This is a genomic window from Streptomyces sp., assembly GCF_031178505.1.
Classification (GTDB): domain Bacteria; phylum Actinomycetota; class Actinomycetes; order Streptomycetales; family Streptomycetaceae; genus Streptomyces; species Streptomyces gulbargensis.
This window is the reverse complement of sequence record NZ_JAPSIW010000033.1, coordinates 1-21,683: the sequence shown is the minus strand read 5'-3', so window position 1 is coordinate 21,683 and position 21,683 is coordinate 1. Positions and strand designations below refer to the sequence as shown.

Here is a 21,683-nt window from a genome sequence, read left to right as displayed (position 1 = left end):
CTTGAGCGCGGCGGGGGTGCCTGCGGCGAGGAGGCGGCCCTTTCCGAGGACGGCGACGCGGTCGGCGAGCCGGTCGGCCTCCTCCAGGTACTGGGTGGTGAGGAAGACGGTGGCGCCGTGGCCGGAGAGTTCGCGGACGGCGTCCCAGAGTTCCTGGCGGCTGCGCGGGTCGAGCCCGGTGGTCGGCTCGTCCAGGAAGACCACGCGGAGCGTGGCGGGGTCGCGGACCAGACCGGCGGCGAGGTCGAGGCGGCGGCGCATCCCCCCGGAGTACGTACGGGCGAGGCGGTCGCCGGCCGCGGTGAGGCCGAAGCGTTCGAGGAGTTCGCCGGCCCGGCGGGCGGCGGCGCGGCGGGAGAGGCCGGAGAGCCGGGCCGCCATGCGCAGGTTCTCGGCGCCGGTCTGGTTCTCGTCCACGGCGGCGTACTGGCCCGTGAGGCTGATGGCGGCGCGGACCCGCGAGCGCGCGGTGACGACGTCGTGGCCGGCGACGCGGGCCCGTCCGGCATCGGGCGGGGTGAGGGTGGTGAGGACCCGGACGGTGGTGGTCTTCCCGGCGCCGTTGGGGCCGAGGAGGGCGAAGACGGTGCCGGCCTCGACGCCGAGGTCGAGGCCGTCGAGGACGCGGACGTCCCCGTAGGACTTGGTCAGGCCGGTGGTTTCGATGACCGGAGGCATGGGTGACTCCCTGGGCATGGGCCGGGGACGCGTACTGCGTATGCCATACGCGTTACTGTTTAAGGGTTACGCATTACTAGGATGGGCGTCAAGCGGGCGGCGAGGTGCGGAGGCGACGGGTGGCGGCGGACGGCGGTAGGAAGGGCGGCGGCGGGACGGGAGCCGGAGCGGGGGGCCGGGGCGGCGACGGCTTCCTCCCGCCGGTCGTCGAGGCGGCCTGGGGGCTGAGGGAGCGCCCCACCAAGGGCCCGAAGCCGGGGCTCACCCTCGACCGGATCGTCGGCGCGGCCGTCGCGGTCGCCTCGGCGGAAGGGCTCGGCGCCGTCTCGATGGGGAGGGTCGCCAAGGAGCTGGGCGTCTCCACCATGTCGCTCTACCGGTACGTCTCCGCCAAGGACGAGCTGTACGTCCTCATGCAGGAGGCCGCCACCGGTGCCCCGCCCGAGCTGTTCCCGCCGGGCACCCCGTGGCGCGAGGCGGTCGAGCGGTGGGCCCGCGGCATGCGCGAGGTCTACCTGCGCTCACCCTGGCTGCTGCGGGTCCCCGTCTCCGGGCCGCCCGCCACCCCGAACGCCGTCGCCTGGTGGGAGAAGGCCCTGGTGGCGCTGGCGGGCACCGGTCTCGACGAGGGGGCCAAGATCTCCGTGACCCTGCTCGTGGCCGGCTTCGTCAAGAGCGAGACCCTGATGACGGTGGAGCTGTCCGAGGCGATGACCGCGACGGCCGGCCAGGGCGACGGCGCCGGCGAGGCCCTCGCCCACTACGGCCGCACCCTGCGCCGGCTCGCCGACCCCGCCACGTACCCGGCGGTCGCCCGGCTGCTCGACTCCGGCGTCCTGGACGCCCCCGACGAGCCGGACGCCGAATTCCGCTTCGGCATCGCGCGGATCCTGGACGGCGTCGCGGCGCTGGTGGAAGGGCGGGCGTCGTGAGGCGGCCGGAGGTCACCGGCGAGGGCGTGGCTCCCGGGGAGCCCGGGCTGCGGGAGCGGAAGAAGCGGCGCACCCGGCAGGCGCTCTCCGACGCGGCCGTCGCCCTCTTCCTGGAGAAGGGGTACGACGCGGTCCCGGTCGCCGAGATCGCCGCCGCGGCCGAGGTGTCGAAGCCGACCCTCTTCCGGTACTTCCCCGCCAAGGAGGACCTGGTCCTCCACCGCTTCGCCGACCACGAGGACGAGGCCGCCCGGGTGGTGACCGCCGCCCGTGCCGCCGGCACCGCGCCGCTCGACGCCCTCCACGCGCACCTGATCTCCGGCCTGGAGCGGCGCGACCCGGTCACCGGCCTGTGCGACGACCCGGACGTCCTCGCCTTCCACCGGCTCCTGTACGGCACGCCGGCCCTGGTGGCCCGCCTCCCCACGTACCGGCGCCGGTCCGAGGCGGCCCTCGCGGCGGCGCTCGGCGGCGATCCGCTGGAGGCGCGCCTGGCGGCCGGTCAGATCGTCGCCGTCCTGCGGATCCTCGCGGAGGACAACGTCGACCGGATCGCGGGCGGAGCGACGGCCGACGCTCTCGCGGAGGGGGCGCTGGCGGCGGCCGAGCGCGCGTTCCGCACGCTGCGGGAGGGGCTCCCGTACTGAGCGGGGTCCGGACCGCACATGTACCGCTACCAAGTAAAAAATGTAACTCGGTAACGTCTTTCGCTACGCTGGGCGGAATGACGTCACTGAGCACCCGTTCCTGCCCGGACCCGTCCCCCGATCCCGCCTCCCGCCGCGCACCCGACAGCGGCCTCGACCGTGAACTCGAACGGGAGCGCGCGCACCACGAGGCCTGCCGTGCCGCCCTGACCCGGATGACCGAGGACGTCACCGAGCAGGTCGTCACCGGCGAGGACGTCGCCGCCTCCGGTGCCGACGCCGAGATCCTCGGCCGCCATCTCCGCAGCCGCGCCAAGGAGATGGCCGCACTCCCCCCGGGTCCCCTCTTCTTCGGCCGGCTCGACCGCGCCGACGGCCAGACCCACCACATCGGCCGCCACCGGATCGCCGAGGACCCCGCCGCCCCACCGCTCGTCATCGACTGGCGGGCCCCCGTCGCCCGCGCCTACTACCAGGCGGGGACCCACGACCCGCAGGGCGTGCTCCGCCGCCGCCGCTTCGGCTGGGCGCCGGGCAGCACGGGCGCACCGGAGGAGCTGACCGCCCTGGAGGACGAGCACCTCACCGCGCCGGGCGGGGCCGGGCCCAGCGCGCTCGTCGCCCGGGAGATCGAACGCCCGCGCACCGGCCCGATGCGGGACATCGCCGCCACCATCCAGCCCGACCAGGACGACCTCGTACGGTCCGACCCGGCCGTCTCCCTCTGCGTCCAGGGCGCTCCCGGCACCGGCAAGACCGCCGTCGGCCTGCACCGGGCCGCCTACCTCCTCTACACCCACCCCCGGCGGATCGGCCGCTCCGGACTCCTCGTCCTCGGCCCGCACCCCGCCTTCCTCTCCTACATCGCGGAGGTGCTGCCCGCGCTCGGCGAGACCGGGGTGCGGCAGGCCACCCTCGGCGAGGAGATCGCCCGCGGCCCGGTCGGCGCCGAGGACGGCGAGGCGGCCGCCCGCGTCAAGCACGACGTCCGCATGGCGGAGGTGCTGCGGCGCGCGCTCCACGGCCGGGTCCGCACGGAGGTCGCCGAGGACCTGACCGTGCCCGACGGCTCGTACCGCTGGCGTGTCCCGGCCGCCGAACTCACCGCCCTCCTCACGGCGGTACGGGACGAGGCCCCGCCCTACACCACCGGCCGCGAACGCGTCCTCGCCCGCGTCGTACGGGCCCTGCGGGAGCAGGCCGAACGCCGCTCCGGCACCAAGGGCGCGGCCTGGACGCGGCGCGTCGAACGGGCCCGGCCCTTGACCGCCTTCCTCGACGCGCACTGGCCGAAGGTGACGCCCGAGGAGGTCCTCGCGGGTGTGCTCACCGCCCCCGACGACCCGGCGCTCACCGAGGAGGAGCGGGCCGCGATCCGCTGGGCGCGGCCCCCGCGCTCGTACCGTTCGGCCCGCTGGACCGCCGCCGACCACGTCCTCCTGGACGAACTGGCGGGTCTGATGGAACGGCCCGAGGGCTACGGGCACATCGTCCTCGACGAAGCCCAGGACCTCTCGCCCATGCAGTGCCGGGCCGTCGCCCGCCGTACCGCCTTCGGCTCGCTGACCGTCCTCGGCGACCTGGCGCAGGGCACCACTCCCTGGGCCGCCCGGGACTGGTGCGAGCAGCTCACCCATCTCGGTGCGCCCGGGGCGCCGGTGGTGCCGCTGACGACCGGCTACCGCGTCCCGGCGGCGATCGTGGAACTCACCAACCGGCTCCTGCCGCACCTGGGCGTGGACGTCCCGGCCGGGCGGTCGGCGCGGACGGACGGCGAGGTGACGGCCTGGCCCGCGGAGGGCGGACTGCTCGACGCGACGGCCGGGGCGGTGGCCGCGGCGCGGGAGGCCGAGGGCTCGGTCGGGGTGATCGCCCCCGGGGACCTCGTCGGTCGGCTCCGCGAGCGGCTCGCGGGGGAGGACCGGGTCGCGGTGCTGCCGCCGGAGGTCGTGAAGGGCCTGGAGTACGACCACGTGGTGGTGGTCGAACCGGCCACGATCATGGCCTCGGGCCCGCGGGGACCGCACCTGCTGTACGTGGTCCTGACCAGGGCGGTGTCCCGGCTGACGCTGGTGCACGCGGAGGCGCTGCCCCGGTGGCTGGGCCTGGACTGAGACGGGCCTGGCGCCGGCGACGGCGGGCGCCACCCGCTTCAGTGGGCGGCGGGCACGGCCGGCGCGTCGTACGCGGTGCCGGACCCGGTCGTCCCCGGCGCGGCCTCGGCGGTACGGCCGGGGCGGCGGCGCAGGACGGTGGCGGCGACGGCGAGGGCGGCGAGGAGCAGGCCCGTACCGACCGCGAAGGCCAGCCGGTAGCCGCCGGTCAGGGCCTCGGCGGTGGAGTGCCCGGCGGCGGAGAGGGTCTCGGTGCGGGCGGCGGCCAGGGTGGAGAGGACGGCGATGCCGAGGGCCATGCCGATCTGCTGCGTGGTGTTGAAGAGGCCGGAGGCGAGACCGGCGTCCGCCTCGTCGGCACCCGACATGCCGAGCCCGGTGAGGGCGGGCAGCGCGAGGCCGAACCCGGCGGCGAGCAGCATCACCGGGAGCAGGTCCGTGACGTACGAGGCGTGCACGGGGAGCCGGGTCAGCAGCCCCAGGACGCCGACGAGCAGGACGAGGCCGGTGAGCAGGACGGCGCGTTCGCCGAACCGGGCGATCAGGCGGGCGGAGACGCCGAGCGAGACGGCGCCGATGACGGCGGCGGCCGGGAGCATGGCGAACCCGGTGGCGGAGGCGCCGTACCCGAGGACGTTCTGCAGGTGGAGGGCGACCAGGATCTGGAACGAGAACAGCGCGGCGACCATCAGCATCTGCACGAGGTTGGCGCCGGTGACGCTGCGGGAGCGCAGGACGCGCAGCGGCATGAGGGGGTTCGCGGCGCGGGCCTGGCGGAGGAGGAAGCCGGCGAGGAGCGCGAGGGCGAGGGCGCCGAGGCCGAGGGTGTGCGCGGATGCCGCCCCGTACTCCTCGATCTTGACCACGGCGTAGATGCCGGTCATCAGGCCGGAGGTCACCAGGAGCGCGCCGAGCAGGTCGGCGCCCGCCCCGAGGCCGAGGCCGCGGTCGGCGGGGAGCGCGGGGAGGGCGATGAGGACGGTGGCGAGGCCGATGGGGAGGTTGATGAAGAAGATCCAGTTCCAGGCGAGGGCGTCGGTGAGGATCCCGCCGAGCACCTGGCCGAGGGAGGCCCCGGCGGCGCCGGTGAAGCTGAAGACGGCGATGGCCTTGGCGCGCTCGCGGGGTTCGGTGTGGAGCGTCACGAGGATGCCGAGGGCGACGGCCGAGGCCATGGCGCTGCCGACGCCCTGGAGGAAGCGGGCGGCGACGAGCACGCCGGGGGAGCCGGCGAACCCGGCGAGGAGCGAGGCGGCGGTGAAGACGCCGGTGCCGGCGAGGAACATCCGCTTCCGCCCGATGAGGTCGCCCAGTCGGCCGGAGAGCAGCAGCAGCGAGCCGAAGGCGATGAGGTAGGCGTTGACGACCCAGCTGAGGCCGACGGGGCTGAAGCCGAGGTCGTTCTGGATGGCGGGCATCGCGACGGTGACGATGCTGCCGTCGAGGACCGTCATCAGCATGCCGGTGGCGAGGACGCCGAGGGCGAGGCCACGGCGGCGGGCGGGGGCGGAGGCGGGCATGGGGATCTCTCCTGTTCGGTAGAGGCGACAGGAGAGACGCTAGCAGATGGTTTTGTTGCAGACTATTTTTTGCGGGAGTAGTCCTCGGGTGGTGAGGACCTCGGGCTCAGCCTCGCTGCCGGGCCCGTCGGGCGGGCCTCGGCCCCTCGACGGGCGTCTCCAGGTGCCCGGTGACCAGCCGGTTCAGGGCGCGCAGCAGGACGGCGCGCTCCTCGTCGGGCAGGGAGCCGAGGGCCGCCTCGTGCACCCCGTCCACGATCTTCTGGCTGCGCGCGGCGACCTCGGCCCCCGCGTCGGTGACGGCGATGATTCGCGCCCGCCGGTCGGCACTCGACGGCCGCCGCTCGGCGAGCCCCGCCTTCTCCAGGGCGTCGACCGTCACCACCATCGTGGTCTTGTCCATGTCCCCGATCTCCGCGAGCTGCGCCTGCGTCCGCTCCGCCTCCAGCGCGTGCACCAGCACGCAGTGCATACGCGGCGTGAGCCCGATCTCCCCGAGCGCGGCGGTCATGCGGGTGCGCAGGACGTGGCTGGTGTGGTCGAGGAGATAGGAGAGGTCCGGCTCGGTGCGGGTGGGTGCCATGGCAGTCATACGGGCCAGGGTAGCGAGCGATTCGATCCGTCGCGGATCATCCCGAACCGTACGGCTTGATCCGGGCGATGCGATCCGGCGCGCGCCATCCGGCCATGGCGCGGCGCCCGGGTCGGACCGACGCACCCCCGCTGGGAACACGGCCGACAGGCACAGGAACCGGTCGTAGTCTCCCGGAACCGCTCGCCCCATCGAACATCCCACCGCGGAGACCCGGTGATCGGGCGGCTCACACGAGCACCGGGATGCCCGCAGTTCGCGAGCGGAGACATTCGCCAGCGGGACGTAGGAGCGGTCGTCACCGCCGCGCTGAGGTGACGACCGCACTCCTGGAACGGTCGATGCGCCGGCTTCGCCCCTACCAGTCCCGCAGCACTGTCACAGGGTCGAGCGCGGCGGCTCGTCGGAGCGGCCTCATGGCCCCGATCAGGATCGCGACAGCGGACAGGAGCACCGTCGCCACCAGTTGCCACAGCGGCGGGAAGATCCAGCCGCCAGGCAGGTGCGGGTTGAACTCCTCCAGAGTGGCCAGGACCAGAGCCGCTCCACCTCCGATCAGAGCGCCGAGGACGGCCGCCACGGCGCCGGCGGCCAGCGCGAGGATGCCGATCTCGGTGGCGAAGGAGCGAAAGACCTCGGCACGGGTGTAACCGATCGTGCGCAGAACTCCTACCTCCCGAGTCCTGGTGCGTATGACGGCACCACCGATGCCGAGCCCGGCGAGGACGCCGACCACGGCGAGGAGTGCCAGCAGGCCTTTGGACAGCCATTGGAACAAGCCGGGGATTCCGGGTAGCTCGGCGACGCGATCGCGGACGCTGACGGCGAAGTACTTCTCAGCAGTCAGGCTCGCTACTACTTGTTCGACCTGGTTCTCCGTCGAGGCCACGACCGTGGCACCGGCGTAACCCTGAGAGGCCAGATAGCGCTGGGGGGACTCGCCGGCTCGGGCCGCGGCCCAGGCCTCGACCTGGGCGGGCGCGGCATGGGCGGCGCTGGGACCGTCGAGCTGCCAGCTCGGATCGCTGATGCCCTTCCTACCCGCTTCAAGCCATCCTCCTGATCTTGCGCCGGGACCGTGGTGCATTCCAGCGGATGGAGCAGCGGATCGAGAGCAAGGGCTTCAGCCGTCTCACCGGAGCCGACCGGTTCACCCGCTGAGCCGTCGCTCACGCCTGCCGCTGGGCGCGAGCGCGACGAGGAACGAGGGCTCCTCCCATGACCGCTGCGGTGATCACGCGGCGACTACGGAGCCGGTCAGCCACCCGGCGGGGACGGCGATGCCGGTATCCATGCCGGTCAGGAAGGCCACCGAGGCGGCGATGCCCCACAGGGCCCCCGCCACGCAGCTGACGACGATCAGCAGCCCAGACATGGAGGACGCGAGGGCCGGAGCCACCAGGCGGTGGCTCCTACGGCACCGAGCATTCTGATACTCCCCTTTGAGGGCGGAGGTCCAGAGGCTCACCATGGCGGCGACGATCAGCATCGTGGTCAGTACGGAGATCGCCGCCGCGGCAGGCTGGAGCCGTGCCACTGCGCCGACGACCGAGGGGCCGGACTCCACTGCGACGGTTGAGTCCGCCTACGCGTCCGCGGGAAGTGCCCGCAGGACGTCCTGCTGTGCGGCTTGCTGTCGGCGTTGAGCAGGTGTGTCGGGGAGCCGACGGGGATGATGCCTGACTTCCGGGCCCCGTCTGGCTGATGAGGATGACGGGAAGTCGCTGGCACTCGGTGTTAGGGGTGGCGCTTGAGTGAAAGTGGGGGAAGGGGTGCGGTGTTCTCCAGGATGAAACCGTCCGGTTTTAGCCCCACCGCGTCGGATTCCACCCGTACGGCTGCTGGCTGAGGAGGTCGGCGGAAACGCCCGCTGAGCTGTCCTTTGGCTGTGGGTCGTACTCCCCCAGAGGGAGTACGGCCCACACGTCATCGGGACCGAGCCCTAGGACGGGCGGGTGGCCTCGGAGACCGCCTTCGCCAGGCCCAGCGCCAAGGAGTCCATGTGCTCGCGGAGGTAGCCGACCTCGACCTGGAACGGATCCTGGGCGAAGTAAGCCGAGTTGACCAGGTAGAGAGTGGCGACGGCCATGAGGGCCGCGTGGATCGCGTGGAGTTCCTCCTCGCTCAGCTCCAACCCGTCGGCCCCGGGATCATCGGGGTCGGTCGGCATCCGGACGGCCAGCTCCCGCAATTCCTTCTTACCCAAGCCCGCCTGCACCTTCGTCGCGGTGTCCGTGAAGGAGCTGCGGGCGAGTGCGCCGAGGGCCGAATAGGCCGCGAGCCCCTGCTCGGGGGTGAACTTCACGCGGTATCCGCCGGCCGGCAGGGCGACAAGGTCGACGATCCTCCTCATCAGCTGCCCGGCAGGGGGGGGTAGCGCTTCTCGTCCATGAAGACCGCCTCAGGGAAGTGGTAGGCGTGGATGCGGTGCGGCTCGATGATGACGAGGACACCCTTGGACTGATCGTAGGCGACCTTGGTATTCACGCCGTACCGCTTGTCGTAGTGGGTGCCACGGCCGCGCCAGCCGTCCAGGTACTGAGCAAGCTTGTCGATGTCGCGTCCGATCCCGATAATTGAGTGGTCGGCGGCTTGCGCCGACCCGTCGTGCATGCGCAGCCAGTTGTAGTCGACGCCGGTGGTGACCTCCTGGCCGTACTGATAGCGGAGGTAGTCGAGGTACTCCTTCTTCAGACCGCTCGCGTCACCGAAGTCGCAGTGGTCCGGGGTACTGCCGGATGAGGAGAAGACGGCGAAGCGCGCGATCTGCGGCGACACGCACGGAGGGAGGTTCGGGTCCCTCTTCCCCTTTTCGATCAGCTCCTTCAGCTTCTCCAGCGTGCGCTTCGCACCCGCCGCCTTCTCGAAGAAGTCGTCGACGCCGGTGCCGATCTTGACGATGGCCTTCGTGACTGCCGGAATCTTGCCGACCGGGATCAAGGTGGTCACGACGTTGAACAGCGTCCACAGGCAGGCCTCGACATCGCCCTTGGTGAAGCAGGCCTTCAGATCGGGCCAGCCGATGGTGTCCAGCAGGATCTGGCCGCCGTTGGCGATGACCCAGTCGAGTATGTCCTCACCAGCCAGCGCGCGGGCCGCTCGGTACTGGTCCACGCACTCCTGACCGCACAAGCGGAGAAGAATTTCCTCTTCGCTCTCCGTGAGGTCGGGGCCGGTGTCAGGGTCGGGGCCCGTGCTGGGGTCGGGCGTGGCCTCGCTGATGCGCTTCTGTCGCTGCTCGGCGATGCGCTTGCGCAGCTCCTCCTCGGCGCGGTCGGCCGCCTGGTCGGCCTCCACAGCGTCCTCACGGGCGTTGGACGCTGCGGTCTCCGCCCGCGTCGCGTCCCGCTCGGCGGCCGAGGCCACCGTGTTCGCCTGGCCGGCGTCGCCTTCGGCGGCGGTCGCGGCGTCACGAGCGCCGACCGCGTCCTTCTCCGCCTCGCTGGCGGCCGCGTTCGCCGCTGCCGCCTCGCTGGTGGCCGTGCTCGCGGCGTGGGCCGCGAGTGCGGCGTCCTCCTGCGCCTGGCGGTTGTACTCGATGGTGTTGGTCTCGGCCTTTCTTGCGGCCTCCGCCGCCTTCTGGGCCTCCGCCGCCGACGCCCGGGTCTGGGCCAGCGACACTGCGGCCGCGGCCGCCCATTCTGCGGCCCGCGCCGCTGCTTCCGCCGCCGCCTTGGCGTCCGCAGACGCCTGGGTGGCCAGAGCCTTGGCCGCGGCCGCGGCTTTCTTAGCCTGGTCGGCCTTGGCCTGCGCCAGCGCGGCCTGCTGCTCGGCGGCGGTCTTGGCCCCCTGGCCCACGAGCACGGCCAGACCGGCCGAGGTGTCGCTCTCCGCGTACGGGGAGCCCAGCTCGATCGCCTCGTTGGCGGGCTTGATGACCTGAGCCGCCGAATCGCGCGCAGCCGTCGCCGCCTGGGCGGTGGCGACGGCGTGTCCAGCTGCCTTGACCGCGCTCGCATGTGCCAGCAGTGCCTCTGCACGGGCCGCCGAGGCATTCTGACGGGCCCTCACCGCTTCGGAGGCCGCTGCCTTGGCGAACTGCTCGGCGTTCTTGACGTTCTGTGCCGCCGCCTCCGAGGCGTCGATCGCCTCCGCCGTGGCCGCGCGGGCTTGTGCCACCTGCGCGGTGGTGACCGCGGCAGCCGCTTCGGCGCCCTTGGCAGCGGAACGAGACCGTGCCGCCGCGCCGTCTGCCTTCGTGGCCGCCTCCCGGGCGTTCACCGCATGTCCGGTGGCCTCGTTCGCCGCCGTGCGGGCGGCGGTCGCCGCTCCGGCCGCCTGCGTGGCGGCCGCCCTGGCCTCGGTGGCCGCCGCGCGGGTCTCCGCCGCGGCCTCGGTCCCGGCCGCAGCCGCTGCCGCCGCTTCCAGCGAGTTGGCCCGCGCCATGGTGGCGTCCTTGTTCCGCTCCGCCGTCAGCGCCCGGTCCTTGGCGGCCGCCGCCTTGTTCTCGGCGTCGATCGCGGTCGCCAGCTTCTCCGAAGCGGTCGCCCTGGCCGCCTCCGCCGCGCTCAGCGCGGTCGCCGCGGTCTGCCGCTGTGCCACCGCGCGCGCCTCGGCCTCGTTTGCCTTGGCCCGTTCGGCGTCGGCCCGCTGACGAGCCGCCGCCGCGGTGTCACGCTCACGTTCGGCCGTCTCCCGCTTGGCCTTCGCGTCCGCCGCTGCCTGCTTCGCCGTCGCCTCGGCCGCCTCGGCCTTGGCCTGTGCGCCCTTGGCCTTGGTGGCGTTCTCGGCGGCCAGCTTCGCCTGGAGCGCAGCGCCCTCGGCGGCGGCCTTGGCCTGGGCCTCGGCCTCCTCGGCGGCCTTGCGGCGGAACTCGGCCTTGGACGCATGCGCCTGCGTCTCGGCCAGCGCCATCAGCGTCTTGCTGTCCGACGCCGACGCTCGGGTCGCGTGCGACGCCGTCTCGGTCGCCTTGAAGACCGCCTGCGCGGCGGCGGCGGACGCCTTGGCGACCTGCACGGCCTGCTGCCCGTACATCAGACCGCGGCCGCGCGGCAGACCGGCGGCGTCGGCGACGGCGTACGCCTCCGCCTTCGCCTTGTCCGCCCGCACCGCCTCGATCTGGGCGGCGAGCGTGGCGCGCCCGGCGACGAAGACCCGGCCCTGGGCCCGCTCCCGAGCGCGGGCGATATTGGTCTTGACCTGCGCGAACTCGGCAGCCGTGGGATAGAACATCGTCGAGTTGGGGGACTGCGCGAGCCAGTGGGCCTGCCAGTCGGTGAGCCTGCTCGCGATGAGAGACTGGGCCAGCGCCTCGCCCATGGCCTGCGAAGCCACCCTCAGGTGCCCCGATGCCTTCGACTCGGCGTCCATGATCACGGCCCGCTGGGCCTTTTGCCCGGACAGTTCGTCCTGCCACTCGACGGAGGCCTGGACGACCTCCGCGCGCAAGACCTGGTGAGGGTCCGGCGGATTGTGTGGCGTGCAGGAGGCGAACCGAGCCTTGAGTGCCTCGACGTCGAGACGGAACTCCACGGTCCCCGGCTCCGGCGCGGTGGTCGGGAAACCGCCGTGCTGGAGGAAGATGCGCGCGTCATCCGCGTACATCGGGTGCATGAAGGTCATGTCCTTGAGCGCCTGCAGCGGCTCGTAGTCTTCGCGGCGGTCCTCGGAGTAGCGGGCCGTAGCGATCGTGTTGACCACATCCACGGATTCCTTGCTCGCGACCGGCGTCTGGTCCGTGTAATAGATGTCGGACTCCAGGCGGAAGTACATCGCGCCCAGACCGGCCGTGAGCCCGGTGTTGTCGAAGGGGTTGTCCCCGTCTTCGATCGATTCGAATCCGGTCACCGTGTAGCCGGGCGGAGTGGTCTGCGACGGGATGTCCAGGGACTGTTCCCAGACGTCGACACGGGCGCTTAGTTCACGGAACTTGGCCTGTGTCCACGCGTCGTCCTTGTCCCAGGCAAGGGTGAGGGGGGTGTTGTTGTCCCACCACCCTTCCGTGACGGCTGCGGCGTGCAGCTCGTCCTCGGTGCCGTTCAGACCACCCCGGGAGACAGCCTTGAGCTCTTGGCCGCCCCTGCGGAGCGTCAGGTTGAGCAGACATTGCTCGGCGCGGATCCGCGCGGCGGCCTCGAAGTCGAAGATGCCGTTCGCCGGTTCCTCGGCCAGGAAGGCGACGGGAGCCATGGGCTCGGCCGACGGGGGCAGCTGGTTGCTCGTGAGTGCCACCGCGAGCGCGGTGGTCAGGGCGGTGGCGCTCAGCAGCCGCTTCCATCTGAGGGAGGCGCGGCGGCCCTCCGGAGGTGCGTACATGCGCATGGTGGGTCAACCGTTCTGATACGGAAGCTACGGAAAGGAGAGGGTGCGCCGTCAGAAGAGGGTGTCGAAGGCGGCCCAACCAGCAGTGCCGATCTGCGCCTTGGCGGCGAGGGGCGCGGATGCGGAGCCGGTTCCCTTGTAGAACCAGAGCAGGCCGGCGCTGTCGTTGGCGATGAGGTCCGTCTTGCCATCACCGTCGTTGTCGCCGGTGGAGACGATGCTCTTGTACACCTGCCACCCCCAGCCGATGGTGGTCCGCGCGCCGAGCGCCGCGTACTCGACGGCGGTGCCCGTACCCGGATAGACGTAGAGGTCACCGTCGGCATCGCGCGCGATCAGGTCGGCCTTGCCGTCCCCCGTGTAGTCGCCGCGCCCAGCCAGGGCGTTCAATGCGTTCCAGCCACCGGTACCGATCTGGATGCGCGCGGCGAGGGTGCCGTCCGCCCGCCCCTGGTAGAGCCACAAGGTGCCGTCGGTCTTGCGCGCGACGAGGTCGGGATGGGAGCTGCCCCCCATGTTGCCGACGGACACCAGCAGGTTGTACTGGTCCCAGCCGCCGCCGATGACCTTGGTGTCGCCACCGCGCTCGGCGGTGTAGTAGAGCGTGGTACCGCTGACGTGGTAGAGGTCGTTGCCGGATCCGTTCTCGGACAGGTTGACCTGGACCAGGGCGTCGGCATCCGCCCAGCCGCCGCCCATGTCCACCAATGGCTTGAGGCCTGCTCCGGATCCCTTGGGCTCGTAGTCGTAAAGGTGCCCCGACTTGCGGGCGAAGAGGGGAAACATCACCGGTCCGGGAGCTTGGACGCCCGCGGAGGCGGCCGCCTGGTCCGTACGGTCGGTGAAGGGCGGGGAGCCCCCCGCGACCGTCAGCGCGGTGACGGCGAGCGCGCAGCCGCCCACCACCACCACCACTGCGCGGCGCAGGGGCGCACCGAGGTGTCGCATCTTCGACATGACAGAGTCCTCACATATTCGCGTCCACGAACATGCGGGGGTGCGGACCGCGTTGCACTCGCCCCCCGGCAGTCCGCGCGTCGGGTCCACGACCGCGATGAGGTGAGCCTATGTCGATTCGAATAGCAGATCTTGATCCTTTAATGACTTTGTCAAGTATCTGTTCGATAAGCCAACAGAGTTACCCGACGCGGTCGGCGAATGTCCCGGAAGGGGTTCTCCGCGTGCTCAACGATGAGGATCGTTCTGTGCGTGAGCGGGTTGATGCTGAGCTTCATCACAGACTCCCGTTCCTCCTGGAGGCGCTGGTGGGGGAGTGACCACGCTGATCGCGGGGATCAGCTGCGTGTTTGTCGTGCGACCGAGGTTCGCAACGGTGGGGGCGGCGACGGTATGCCGCGTCGCCGCCCCAACTCATGTCAGAACATGACGTCATACGTCCGCTGTCCTGCAGTCTCGACCCACTACCCGACGAGGTGCTGACCGGCTACATCCGTCGCCTCGCGCACCGCCTCGGAACATTGCCTGGGGAGGCCGCCATCCGGACCGGCTTGACCGGCGGCCGTAACGAGAACGTTCCGCTCCGCATGCGGCTGCTGTACGACTTTGATCCCGAGCAGGCGCGGCTCTTCGCCCGATCCACCCGTCTCCCCCGGATGAGGTCGGCCGTCTGCCGGCTTCCTCGCTCGCCGGGCGGTACGGACCGTTGAGCAGAAGGTTCACCCGGCGCAGTAGTGCCGCGAGGTGATCAACGGCAATGCATGGCTGCTGACTCGAACGCCCAGGTACTTACCGCAATGCCTCACCGGGGACGGGAGCGAGATCCAACAGCGACACGGTGGGGCCTGGCGGCTTACTTGGCGCCTCCCGCCGGTCTTCGCGTGCCCTCGGCACCGGCGTCTCGTTCGGACTGATTGCCCGGCCTGTCGTCAGCCCGTCCACGCGGTCGAGATGAACAGCGTCATCGCCCGCCCCTGGGACGAGGATCTTCATCCGGCGCAATGCCGGACCACGATTGCACCGCGTACCGTCGGGCGCCTCCAGCCGGCCTGTGGCGCACGGCTCTCAGAGCCGGTCGGGGCTAGTTCCGAGACTGCCCTCGATCCGCAGACGCTGGAGCATCTCCTCGGCCTCCCACGACGGCTCCTGAAGCTCCTCGCCCCACCGGCCCGGCCGCGATTCCGAGTGTCGGCTGGTTGATCCCCGCCGCCGACTACTTCGCCGATCTGAGAGCGCTGCTCGGCCTCGTGTTTCTCTCCTTGCCTGCGGCTCGCCCCTTCGCCGCGACCACGGCGCTCGCGGAGGCCCTTGATCGGGAAGTCGAGGAGCGCCTCGCCCGAGCAGCGGCCCTTCGCCACAGGCCCAGGAAGAAGTACAGCTCGCGTCCCCGCACCGACCCACCGCTGAACCCGTTTCTCATGGGCGCGCTCGGAGTCGCCGAGCGGCTGCTCGACGCCCGGACTGGGAACAGGCGCGGGAGCTCATGCTGCCGCTCGTCCACCAGGCCAGGCGTGTCGATCAAGCCCTGTCGATCTACCTCCGGCGCGCGGCGCGGGCCTCGTTCCCACTCCGGATCGTCAGCATGAACCGCTCCAAGAGCATGATGGCCATGGGCGACATCGTCGCCTGCGGGCCGATCCCCAAGGGTGGTGGCAGTGGGGTGCGCTCGGAGAGGTATCGCCGACGCGAGCCCTGGTGACAGTTGTCCTGCTCAAGTGACAACCATCGTGCTCAGTCACAGGCGGACGCGGCCGGATGGGTGACACTGGAGCTAGCGGTTGCTTGCAATAGTTAGCAATGGGTGGCATGGTCGAGGCATGGCATCGCTCAACGTCGGCAATCTCGGTGAGTACCTCCGCGAGCAGCGGCGGACCGCGCAGCTGTCCCTGCGGCAGCTCGCCGAGGCGGCCGGGGTGTCGAATCCGTACCTGAGCCAGATCGAGCGCGGGCTGCGCAAGCCCAGTGCCGAGGTGCTGCAGCAGGTGGCGAAGGCGCTGCGGATCTCCGCCGAGACGCTGTACGTACGGGCCGGGATCCTCGACGAGAAGGAGCGGGACGAGCTGGAGACGCGCGCCGTCATCCTGGCCGACCCGTCGATCAACGAGCGGCAGAAGCAGGTGCTGCTCCAGATCTACGACTCCTTCCGCAAGGAGAACGCCGCCGAGAGCGCGAGCACCACGGCGGAGCGGCCCGGCGACGGCGCGCCGGCCGGGGCGCCCGCCGAGGCGCCTGCCGACAGGCCTGGTGACGGGCCCGATGCCGAACCGACCGCGAGCTAGTTCGACCCTGTACGACTCATCCGGGAGGACCCCCAGCATGGCCATCATCGACGAACTGCGTACTCCCCTCTACTTCGCCGCCGGCACCGCCGACCTCGCCGTGCGGCAGGCCAGGAAGGTGCCCGGTCTGATCGAGCAGCTCGCCGCCGAGGCGCCCGCCCGCATCGAGGCCGTACGGAAGACCGACCCGAAGGCCGTGCAGGAGAAGGTGGCCGCCCAGGCCAAGGAGGCCCAGGCCACCGTGCAGTCGAAGTTCGCCGAGGTCGTCGGCGGACTGGACACCGACCTCAAGAAGCTCGGCGAGACCGCCCAGGACCTCGCCCTGCGCGGCGTCGGCGTCGCCGCCGAGTACGCGGTGAAGGCCCGTGAGAAGTACGAGGAGGTCGCCGCCCACGGCGAGGAGGCCGTCCGCACCTGGCGCGGTGAGGTCGCCGACGAGATCACCGAGATCGCCGTCGTCGTCGAGCCGGAGCCCGCCAAGGACCCGAAGCCGGAGGCGCAGCCCAAGGCCGAGGCGTCGGACGGTGCGACGGCGGAGGGCGACGAGCCGGCCGAAGCGCGGAAGCCCTCCGGCCGCCGGACGTCCGCCAAGAAGACGGCCGCCGCCGCCGAGACGGAGTAGCGCCGGGCACCGAACCGGGTGTCCGGAGCGTTGTACCGGGTACCTTGGCCGCGAGGCGCACTCTTCCCCTCACCCCTAGGCGGTGCTCAGCATGTTGCGCGCGGGATTCGATTCCCTTCTCCAGCTGGTGACCTTCCTCCTCTTCACCGGTTTCGCCGTCGCCGCGCTCGTCTTCGCCGCCCTGGCGCGCGAGGACGCCTACCGCGCCGCCGAGAAGCAGACCAAGAAGTTCTGGCTGATCATCCTCGGCATCAATCTGGTCCTGAACCTGTTGCTGCCGATGCTGTTCCTGCAGATCGCCGGACTGATCGCGGCCATCGTCTTCATGGTCGACGTCCGCCCGGCGCTCGCCCAGGTCTCCGGTGGAGGCCGGGGCCGGGGCGGTGGCTCCAGCAGCGACGGCCCGTACGGGCCGTACAACGGCGGCAGGTAGACGGCCGGCCACCAGCGGCGGTGCAAGGGCGATCGGCCCGGCCGCCGGCGTACGGGCGGCAGGCTCGGTGGGGCCCGGGGTTCATCCCCGGGCCCCGACCCGTTCCAGGGCCAGGACGGCGACGTCGTCGGTCAGCTCGCCACCGTTCAGGGTGCGGACCTCCGTGACGGCCGCCTCCAGGAGCTCCTCGCCCCGCAGGCCCGCCGCCAGCTGCCGGTTGATCATGTGGACCATGCCGTCCTGGCCCAGCCGGGGCGATCCCGGACCGGCCGAGCGGCCCTCGATCAGCCCGTCCGTGTACAGGAGCAGGCTCCAGGCCGCCCCCAGCTCCACCTGGCGGCGTGGCCAGCGGGCGCGTGGCAGCAGGCCGAGGGCCGGGCCGCCGTCCTCGTACGGCAGGAGGCGCGCCGGCCGGCCCTCGAGGGCGATCAGCGGCGAGGGGTGTCCGGCGAGGCAGAGCCCGGCCCGGCGCCCGTCGGGCGCGATGTCGACCGTGCAGAGCGTCGCGAAGATCTCGTCGTTCTCCCGCTCGTGTTCCAGGACCTGCTGGAGCGTGGAGAGCAGTTCGTCCCCGCAGAGTCCCGCGAAGGTCAGCGCCCGCCAGGCGATCCGCAGCTCGACGCCGAGCGCGGCCTCGTCGGGTCCGTGCCCGCAGACGTCGCCGATCATGGCGTGGACGGTGCCGTCCGGGGTGCGGACGGTGTCGTAGAAGTCCCCGCCGAGCAGGGCCCGGGACCGGCCCGGCCGGTAGCGGGCGGCGAACCGGAGGTCCGAGCCCTCCAGGAGCGGGGTCGGGAGCAGGCCGCGCTCCAGGCGGGCGTTCTCCTGGGCCCGCAGCCGGGACTCCGCCAGCTTCACCTGCGCCCGGTCGGCCCGCTTGCGCTCGACCGCGTACCGGATGGCCCGGCTGAGCAGCCGCCCGTCGAGTTCCTCGCGGAACAGGTGGTCCTGGGCCCCGACCCGTACCGCCTCGGCCGCGAGCTCCGCGTCCGCGGAGGCGGCGAGCGCCAGGACCGCGTGGCGCGGGGCGAGTCGCAGGATGTGGCGCAGCGGCGCGAGCGGGTCGTCCCCGGCGGCGGCGCGCGGGTCGGGCAGCGAGAGGTCGACGAGGACGCAGTGCACGTCGTCGGTGAGGAGCCGCTCGGCCTCGGTGAGGTTCCGGGCGGTACGGATGCGGACGCGGGTGCCGGCGGCGTCCGCCGCGTCGAGGAGTTCGGGTACGGCGAGGGCACCCGCCGGGTCGTCCTCGACGACCAGGAGGGTGAGATCGGCGCGATCGGTTCCTGTACCTGTGCCTGTCATAACGGTGGCGTCGCAGGACCCCGCGGCAGAGACGTTTCTCCGGCTCTGGCGCGGTACGGATGCGGGCATCGGTCCGGCCTGTTCCTTCCCTCCCCCCGGGAGTGCGCGGAGCGCCGGGTGGCGTCCCGCCCGTCCGGGACCATAGCGGTAGGGCGGCCGGGAACGGAATGGTGATCAGCCTGTGAGAGCGCTCCCGCGGTTGGCATATGCCGCGGAAGGGGAGGTAGTTGACCCGGATCCGGGCCCAGGGGCAATGAGAAAGCTCACTTCCGGGGAGAGGTCCGTGAGGACCGGCCGTCACCTGGGGCGGACGACTCCGAGGATCTCCATCGAACCCGCGCCCGCCAGGGTCACGTCCCGCCCGGGCCGTGGCGCGTGCACCATCACGCCGTTCCCGACGTACATGCCGATGTGGCTGGCGTCCTTGTAGTAGACGATCAGATCGCCGGGCCGCATGTCCTTGACGTCGACGCGCGGCAGCAGCCGCCACTGCTCCTGCGAGGTGCGGGGGATCACCTTGCCCGCCGCCGCCCAGGCGCTCTGCGTCAGGCCCGAGCAGTCGAAGGAGTCCGGTCCCTCCGCGCCCCACACGTACGGCTTGCCGATCTGCGCCGCCGCGAAGGTGACCGCCGTCCTGCCCTGCTCGGTCGCCGGGGCCGTGAGGTCGGGCAGATCGGCGGTCTTGAGCCAGTTGGTCTGGGCGTTCTCCTGCGCCAGCTCCTCCAGACGGCGCAGCCGCTCCCGCTCCTCGGCGGCGAGCCGGGACTCCAGGCGTTCGGCGGCGCCGATCTTCTCGGTGATCTCCTTCCTGGCCGCGGCCTGCTTGACGCGATGGGCCTCCAGCCGGGTCCAGTTCTCACCGGCCTCCTGGGCGTAGGCGTCCAACTCGGCCTGGGACCGGGTGAGTTCGATGAGGAGGTCCTTGGTGGCCCGGGCCCCCTGCCTGAGTCGTCCGGCCGTGTCGAGGAAGAGCTGCGGGTCGTCGGTGAGGACGAGCTGGGCGCCGTCGGGCAGCCCGCCGTTGCGGTACTGGGCGCGGGCGGCGGCGCCCGCCCTCGCCTTCAGGTCCTCGATCCTCGCGCGGCCCTCCGCGATCGTCCGGCCGAGTTCGGCGAGTTCGGCGGACTGGGCCTTGGCCTTCTCCTCCGCGAGGTTGTACGCGTCGGTGGCGGCGGCCGCCTGCCGGTACAGGGCGTCGATCTCCCTGCGCACCTCCTCCAGCGTCTTCCTCGGCGCGGGCGGGGCGGGAGTGAGCGAGCCGCCGGTCCCGGCCGAGGCGGCCGGCGGGACCGGGGGGAGGGGGGCGGCGGCCGCCCGGAGGGTCAGCGCGGGTGAGGCCAGCACGGTCAGGGCGCAGATCACGGTGAGCGCGGCAGAGGCGTGGCGGCGACGGTTCACGAGTTCCCCCTCGAGTGACCCATGTGGGCAACCGATACCTGATTTACCGTCAGTAACTTATCGGCGGCCTGGCGATAGTGCCATGTGGAACCCGAAAACGACAGGGGGTCAGGGCCTGCCGGGAGGTTCCCCTAGGGGGACGAGAGTGACGCCCGTGGCGTTCCGCGCGTACGGGAACACTCCGGGAACGATTCCGGGGCGGCTCGGGGACCGGTCCCGGGGCGGCTCAGCGGGAACGAGGCGCGAGCGCCTCCCACTCCACCGTCACCTCGCCCTGCCGCCACCGCCGGGGCCCGTCCGTCAGCGGCCAGTCCGCCGCCAGGTCCCGTACGGCCCGGATCCAGCGCTGGCGGGCGCCGAGCGAGGCGTACGGAGCGGCCGCCGCCCACGCCCGGTCGAAGTCCCGGAGGAAGGCGTGCACCGGTTCCCCGGGGACGTTGCGGTGGATCAGGGCCTTCGGCAGCCGCTCCGCCAGGTCGGAGGGGCGCTCCAGCGAACCGAGCCGGGTGGCGAAGGTCACCGTGCGCGGCCCGTTCCGGTCGAGCGCCACCCAGACGTGCCGGCGCCCGATCTCGTCACAGGTGCCCTCCACCAGCAGGCCACCGCCGCGGCCACCCGCGCCGGGGGGCGCGAGGCGGGCACGGAGCCGGGCCCACACGGCCGCGACCTCGTCCTCGTCGTACTGGCGCAGCACGTTCGCCGCCCGGATCAGGGAGACCTCCCCGGGGACCGGTACCTCGAAGCCGCCGTGCAGGAACGCGAGCCCGGGGTGCCCGGCCTCGTACGGCTTGGCCGCCTCCACCCGGGCCGGCTCGATCTCGATGCCGTACAGGCGGGTGCGGGGATCGGCGGTGCGCAGCCGGGCGAGCAGCTCGACGGCGGTCCAGGGCGCCGCCCCGTACCCCAGGTCGACGGCGACCGGCGGCGCGGCCGAGCGGCGCAGCGCGGGCCCGTGGACGGCCGCGATCCAGCGGTCCATCCGCCGCAGCCGGTTCGGATTCGTGGTCCCGCGGGTCGGAGTGCCGACGGGGCGGGTGGTGCGCGGGGCCATGGAACGAGCGTAAGGGGTACGGGTCGGCCCCCCGGTCCCCGGCCGCCGCCCCCCGGCCGCCGCCCCCCGGTCCCCGGCTGCCGCCCCCCCCGGTCCCCGGCTGCCGCCCCCCGGACCGCACCCTGCCCCCGGACCCGGACCCGGACCCGGACCCGGACCGGCCTCCGGCCGCCGCCCCCGGACCGCACCCCGCCCGTCGGCCCCATCCCGCCCCGGCCCTCAGGCGCCCCGGTCCCGGCCGCCGCCCTCGGACGCCCCGCCTCCCCGCCCCCGGCAACGAATTGGCAAAGGGCCCTCACCAGCGGAAATGAAAGATGAGGTTCCGGTGTTGTGCAGGGTTGAAGGACGCACCGCGTCCCCAGCCGTCATGCCCGTCATGATCCGTCGGGCCGGCGGTTGCCATGCCCGCCCTGCCCGACGCAAGCGCAGGCCCGAGCGGAAGGACCGCCGACGTGAGCCAGTACGTGTCCCGGCTCGCCGGCTCACGGCACCGGCATCCGGCGCCGAACCGGCTCCGGCTCCCCGGGCGGCACCGCACCCCGCGCCGCGTCGCCATGCTCAGCGTCCACACCTCCCCGCTGCACCAGCCGGGGACCGGGGACGCCGGCGGCATGAACGTCTACATCGTCGAGCTGGCCAAGCGGCTCGCCGCGATCGACATCGAGGTCGAGATCTTCACCCGCTCCACGACCGGCGGCCTGCCGCCCGCCGTGGAACTCGCGCCCGGCGTGCTCGTGCGCCATGTGGACGCCGGGCCGTACGAGGGACTGTCCAAGGAGGAGCTGCCGGCGCAGCTCTGTGCCTTCACGCACGGCGTGATGCGGGCATGGGCGGGCCACCGCCCCGGGTACTACGACCTGGTCCACTCCCACTACTGGCTCTCCGGGCACGTCG

20 protein-coding genes are annotated in these 21,683 nt (G+C 72.4%); 9 read left to right on the top strand and 11 right to left on the bottom strand.

Annotation, left to right across the window (positions count from 1 at the left end; translation table 11 throughout):
* Positions 1-678, bottom strand: a 678-nt coding sequence (locus RIF68_RS05110; RefSeq protein ID WP_309049912.1) for an ATP-binding cassette domain-containing protein, incomplete at its 3' end; no start/stop codon positions are given.
* A 119-nt stretch (positions 679-797) separates the two neighbouring features.
* Between RIF68_RS05110 and RIF68_RS05105 the strand changes: the two genes are divergently transcribed.
* The 3 genes from RIF68_RS05105 (at position 798) to RIF68_RS05095 (ending at position 4,371) form a co-directional block, all read left to right on the top strand.
* A complete protein-coding gene (locus RIF68_RS05105) occupies positions 798-1,610 on the top strand; it encodes a TetR/AcrR family transcriptional regulator (RefSeq protein WP_309049911.1) in 813 nt (270 codons plus the stop codon).
* Positions 1,607-2,257 carry a TetR/AcrR family transcriptional regulator gene (locus RIF68_RS05100; RefSeq protein ID WP_309049910.1) on the top strand — a complete coding sequence of 217 codons (651 nt, stop codon included), beginning with the start codon at positions 1,607-1,609 and terminating at the stop codon, positions 2,255-2,257. Before RIF68_RS05105 ends, RIF68_RS05100 begins: the two co-directional genes overlap by 4 nt.
* A gap of 77 nt (positions 2,258-2,334) precedes the next feature.
* Positions 2,335-4,371, top strand: coding sequence for an AAA family ATPase (locus RIF68_RS05095; protein WP_309049909.1), 2,037 nt, complete (start codon positions 2,335-2,337; stop codon positions 4,369-4,371).
* Positions 4,372-4,409: 38 nt separating this feature from the next.
* On the opposite strand, the gene RIF68_RS05090 is transcribed toward RIF68_RS05095, so the two are convergent.
* From RIF68_RS05090 to RIF68_RS05060, 7 genes are all read right to left on the bottom strand, one after another.
* Complete coding sequence (locus RIF68_RS05090; protein WP_309049908.1) at positions 4,410-5,891, bottom strand: MFS transporter; 1,482 nt, start codon at positions 5,889-5,891, stop codon at positions 4,410-4,412.
* A gap of 106 nt (positions 5,892-5,997) precedes the next feature.
* The gene (locus RIF68_RS05085; RefSeq protein ID WP_309049907.1) at positions 5,998-6,483 is read right to left on the bottom strand and encodes a MarR family winged helix-turn-helix transcriptional regulator; all 486 of its coding nucleotides are present in this window, start codon (positions 6,481-6,483) and stop codon (positions 5,998-6,000) included.
* A 358-nt stretch (positions 6,484-6,841) separates the two neighbouring features.
* Positions 6,842-7,570, bottom strand: a complete 729-nt coding sequence (locus tag RIF68_RS05080; RefSeq protein ID WP_309049906.1) for an ABC transporter permease — start codon at positions 7,568-7,570, stop codon at positions 6,842-6,844.
* Positions 7,571-7,717: 147 nt separating this feature from the next.
* Positions 7,718-8,050 carry a hypothetical protein gene (locus tag RIF68_RS05075; protein ID WP_309049905.1) on the bottom strand — a complete coding sequence of 111 codons (333 nt, stop codon included), beginning with the start codon at positions 8,048-8,050 and terminating at the stop codon, positions 7,718-7,720.
* Between the two features lie 375 nt (positions 8,051-8,425).
* Positions 8,426-8,836, bottom strand: a complete 411-nt coding sequence (locus RIF68_RS05070) for a hypothetical protein (protein WP_309049904.1) — start codon at positions 8,834-8,836, stop codon at positions 8,426-8,428.
* Entirely contained in the window at positions 8,836-12,741 is a 3,906-nt protein-coding gene (locus tag RIF68_RS05065) for a hypothetical protein (protein WP_309049903.1), read from the bottom strand. Before RIF68_RS05065 ends, RIF68_RS05070 begins: the two co-directional genes overlap by 1 nt.
* A gap of 57 nt (positions 12,742-12,798) precedes the next feature.
* The gene (locus RIF68_RS05060; RefSeq protein ID WP_309049902.1) at positions 12,799-13,704 is read right to left on the bottom strand and encodes an FG-GAP-like repeat-containing protein; all 906 of its coding nucleotides are present in this window, start codon (positions 13,702-13,704) and stop codon (positions 12,799-12,801) included.
* Between the two features lie 744 nt (positions 13,705-14,448).
* Here RIF68_RS05060 and RIF68_RS36430 point away from each other — a divergent pair.
* The 5 genes from RIF68_RS36430 (at position 14,449) to RIF68_RS05040 (ending at position 17,038) form a co-directional block, all read left to right on the top strand.
* On the top strand, positions 14,449-14,904 hold the full coding sequence (locus RIF68_RS36430) for a TniQ family protein (RefSeq protein ID WP_375165672.1): 456 nt from the start codon (positions 14,449-14,451) through the stop codon (positions 14,902-14,904).
* 283 nt (positions 14,905-15,187) lie between these two features.
* Positions 15,188-15,403, top strand: a complete 216-nt coding sequence (locus RIF68_RS05055; protein WP_309049901.1) for a hypothetical protein — start codon at positions 15,188-15,190, stop codon at positions 15,401-15,403.
* Between the two features lie 118 nt (positions 15,404-15,521).
* Complete coding sequence (locus RIF68_RS05050) at positions 15,522-15,983, top strand: helix-turn-helix transcriptional regulator (protein WP_309049900.1); 462 nt, start codon at positions 15,522-15,524, stop codon at positions 15,981-15,983.
* Positions 15,984-16,020: 37 nt separating this feature from the next.
* Positions 16,021-16,605 (top strand): hypothetical protein, encoded by a 585-nt coding sequence (locus tag RIF68_RS05045; protein WP_309049899.1) that lies wholly within the window; start codon positions 16,021-16,023, stop codon positions 16,603-16,605.
* Between the two features lie 91 nt (positions 16,606-16,696).
* A complete protein-coding gene (locus RIF68_RS05040) occupies positions 16,697-17,038 on the top strand; it encodes a DUF2516 family protein (protein ID WP_309049898.1) in 342 nt (113 codons plus the stop codon).
* An 81-nt stretch (positions 17,039-17,119) separates the two neighbouring features.
* Here the strand turns inward: RIF68_RS05040 and RIF68_RS05035 are convergent, their stop codons facing one another.
* The 3 genes from RIF68_RS05035 to RIF68_RS05025 form a co-directional block, all read right to left on the bottom strand.
* On the bottom strand, positions 17,120-18,340 hold the full coding sequence (locus RIF68_RS05035; RefSeq protein WP_309049897.1) for a PP2C family protein-serine/threonine phosphatase: 1,221 nt from the start codon (positions 18,338-18,340) through the stop codon (positions 17,120-17,122).
* A 297-nt stretch (positions 18,341-18,637) separates the two neighbouring features.
* Complete coding sequence (locus RIF68_RS05030; RefSeq protein ID WP_309049896.1) at positions 18,638-19,738, bottom strand: C40 family peptidase; 1,101 nt, start codon at positions 19,736-19,738, stop codon at positions 18,638-18,640.
* Positions 19,739-19,964: 226 nt separating this feature from the next.
* Positions 19,965-20,789 carry a class I SAM-dependent methyltransferase gene (locus RIF68_RS05025; RefSeq protein WP_309049895.1) on the bottom strand — a complete coding sequence of 275 codons (825 nt, stop codon included), beginning with the start codon at positions 20,787-20,789 and terminating at the stop codon, positions 19,965-19,967.
* 452 nt (positions 20,790-21,241) lie between these two features.
* On the opposite strand from RIF68_RS05025, the gene RIF68_RS05020 reads away from it, so the two are divergent.
* Positions 21,242-21,683: glycosyltransferase (locus RIF68_RS05020; RefSeq protein WP_309049894.1), on the top strand; the 442-nt coding region annotated here is incomplete at its 3' end.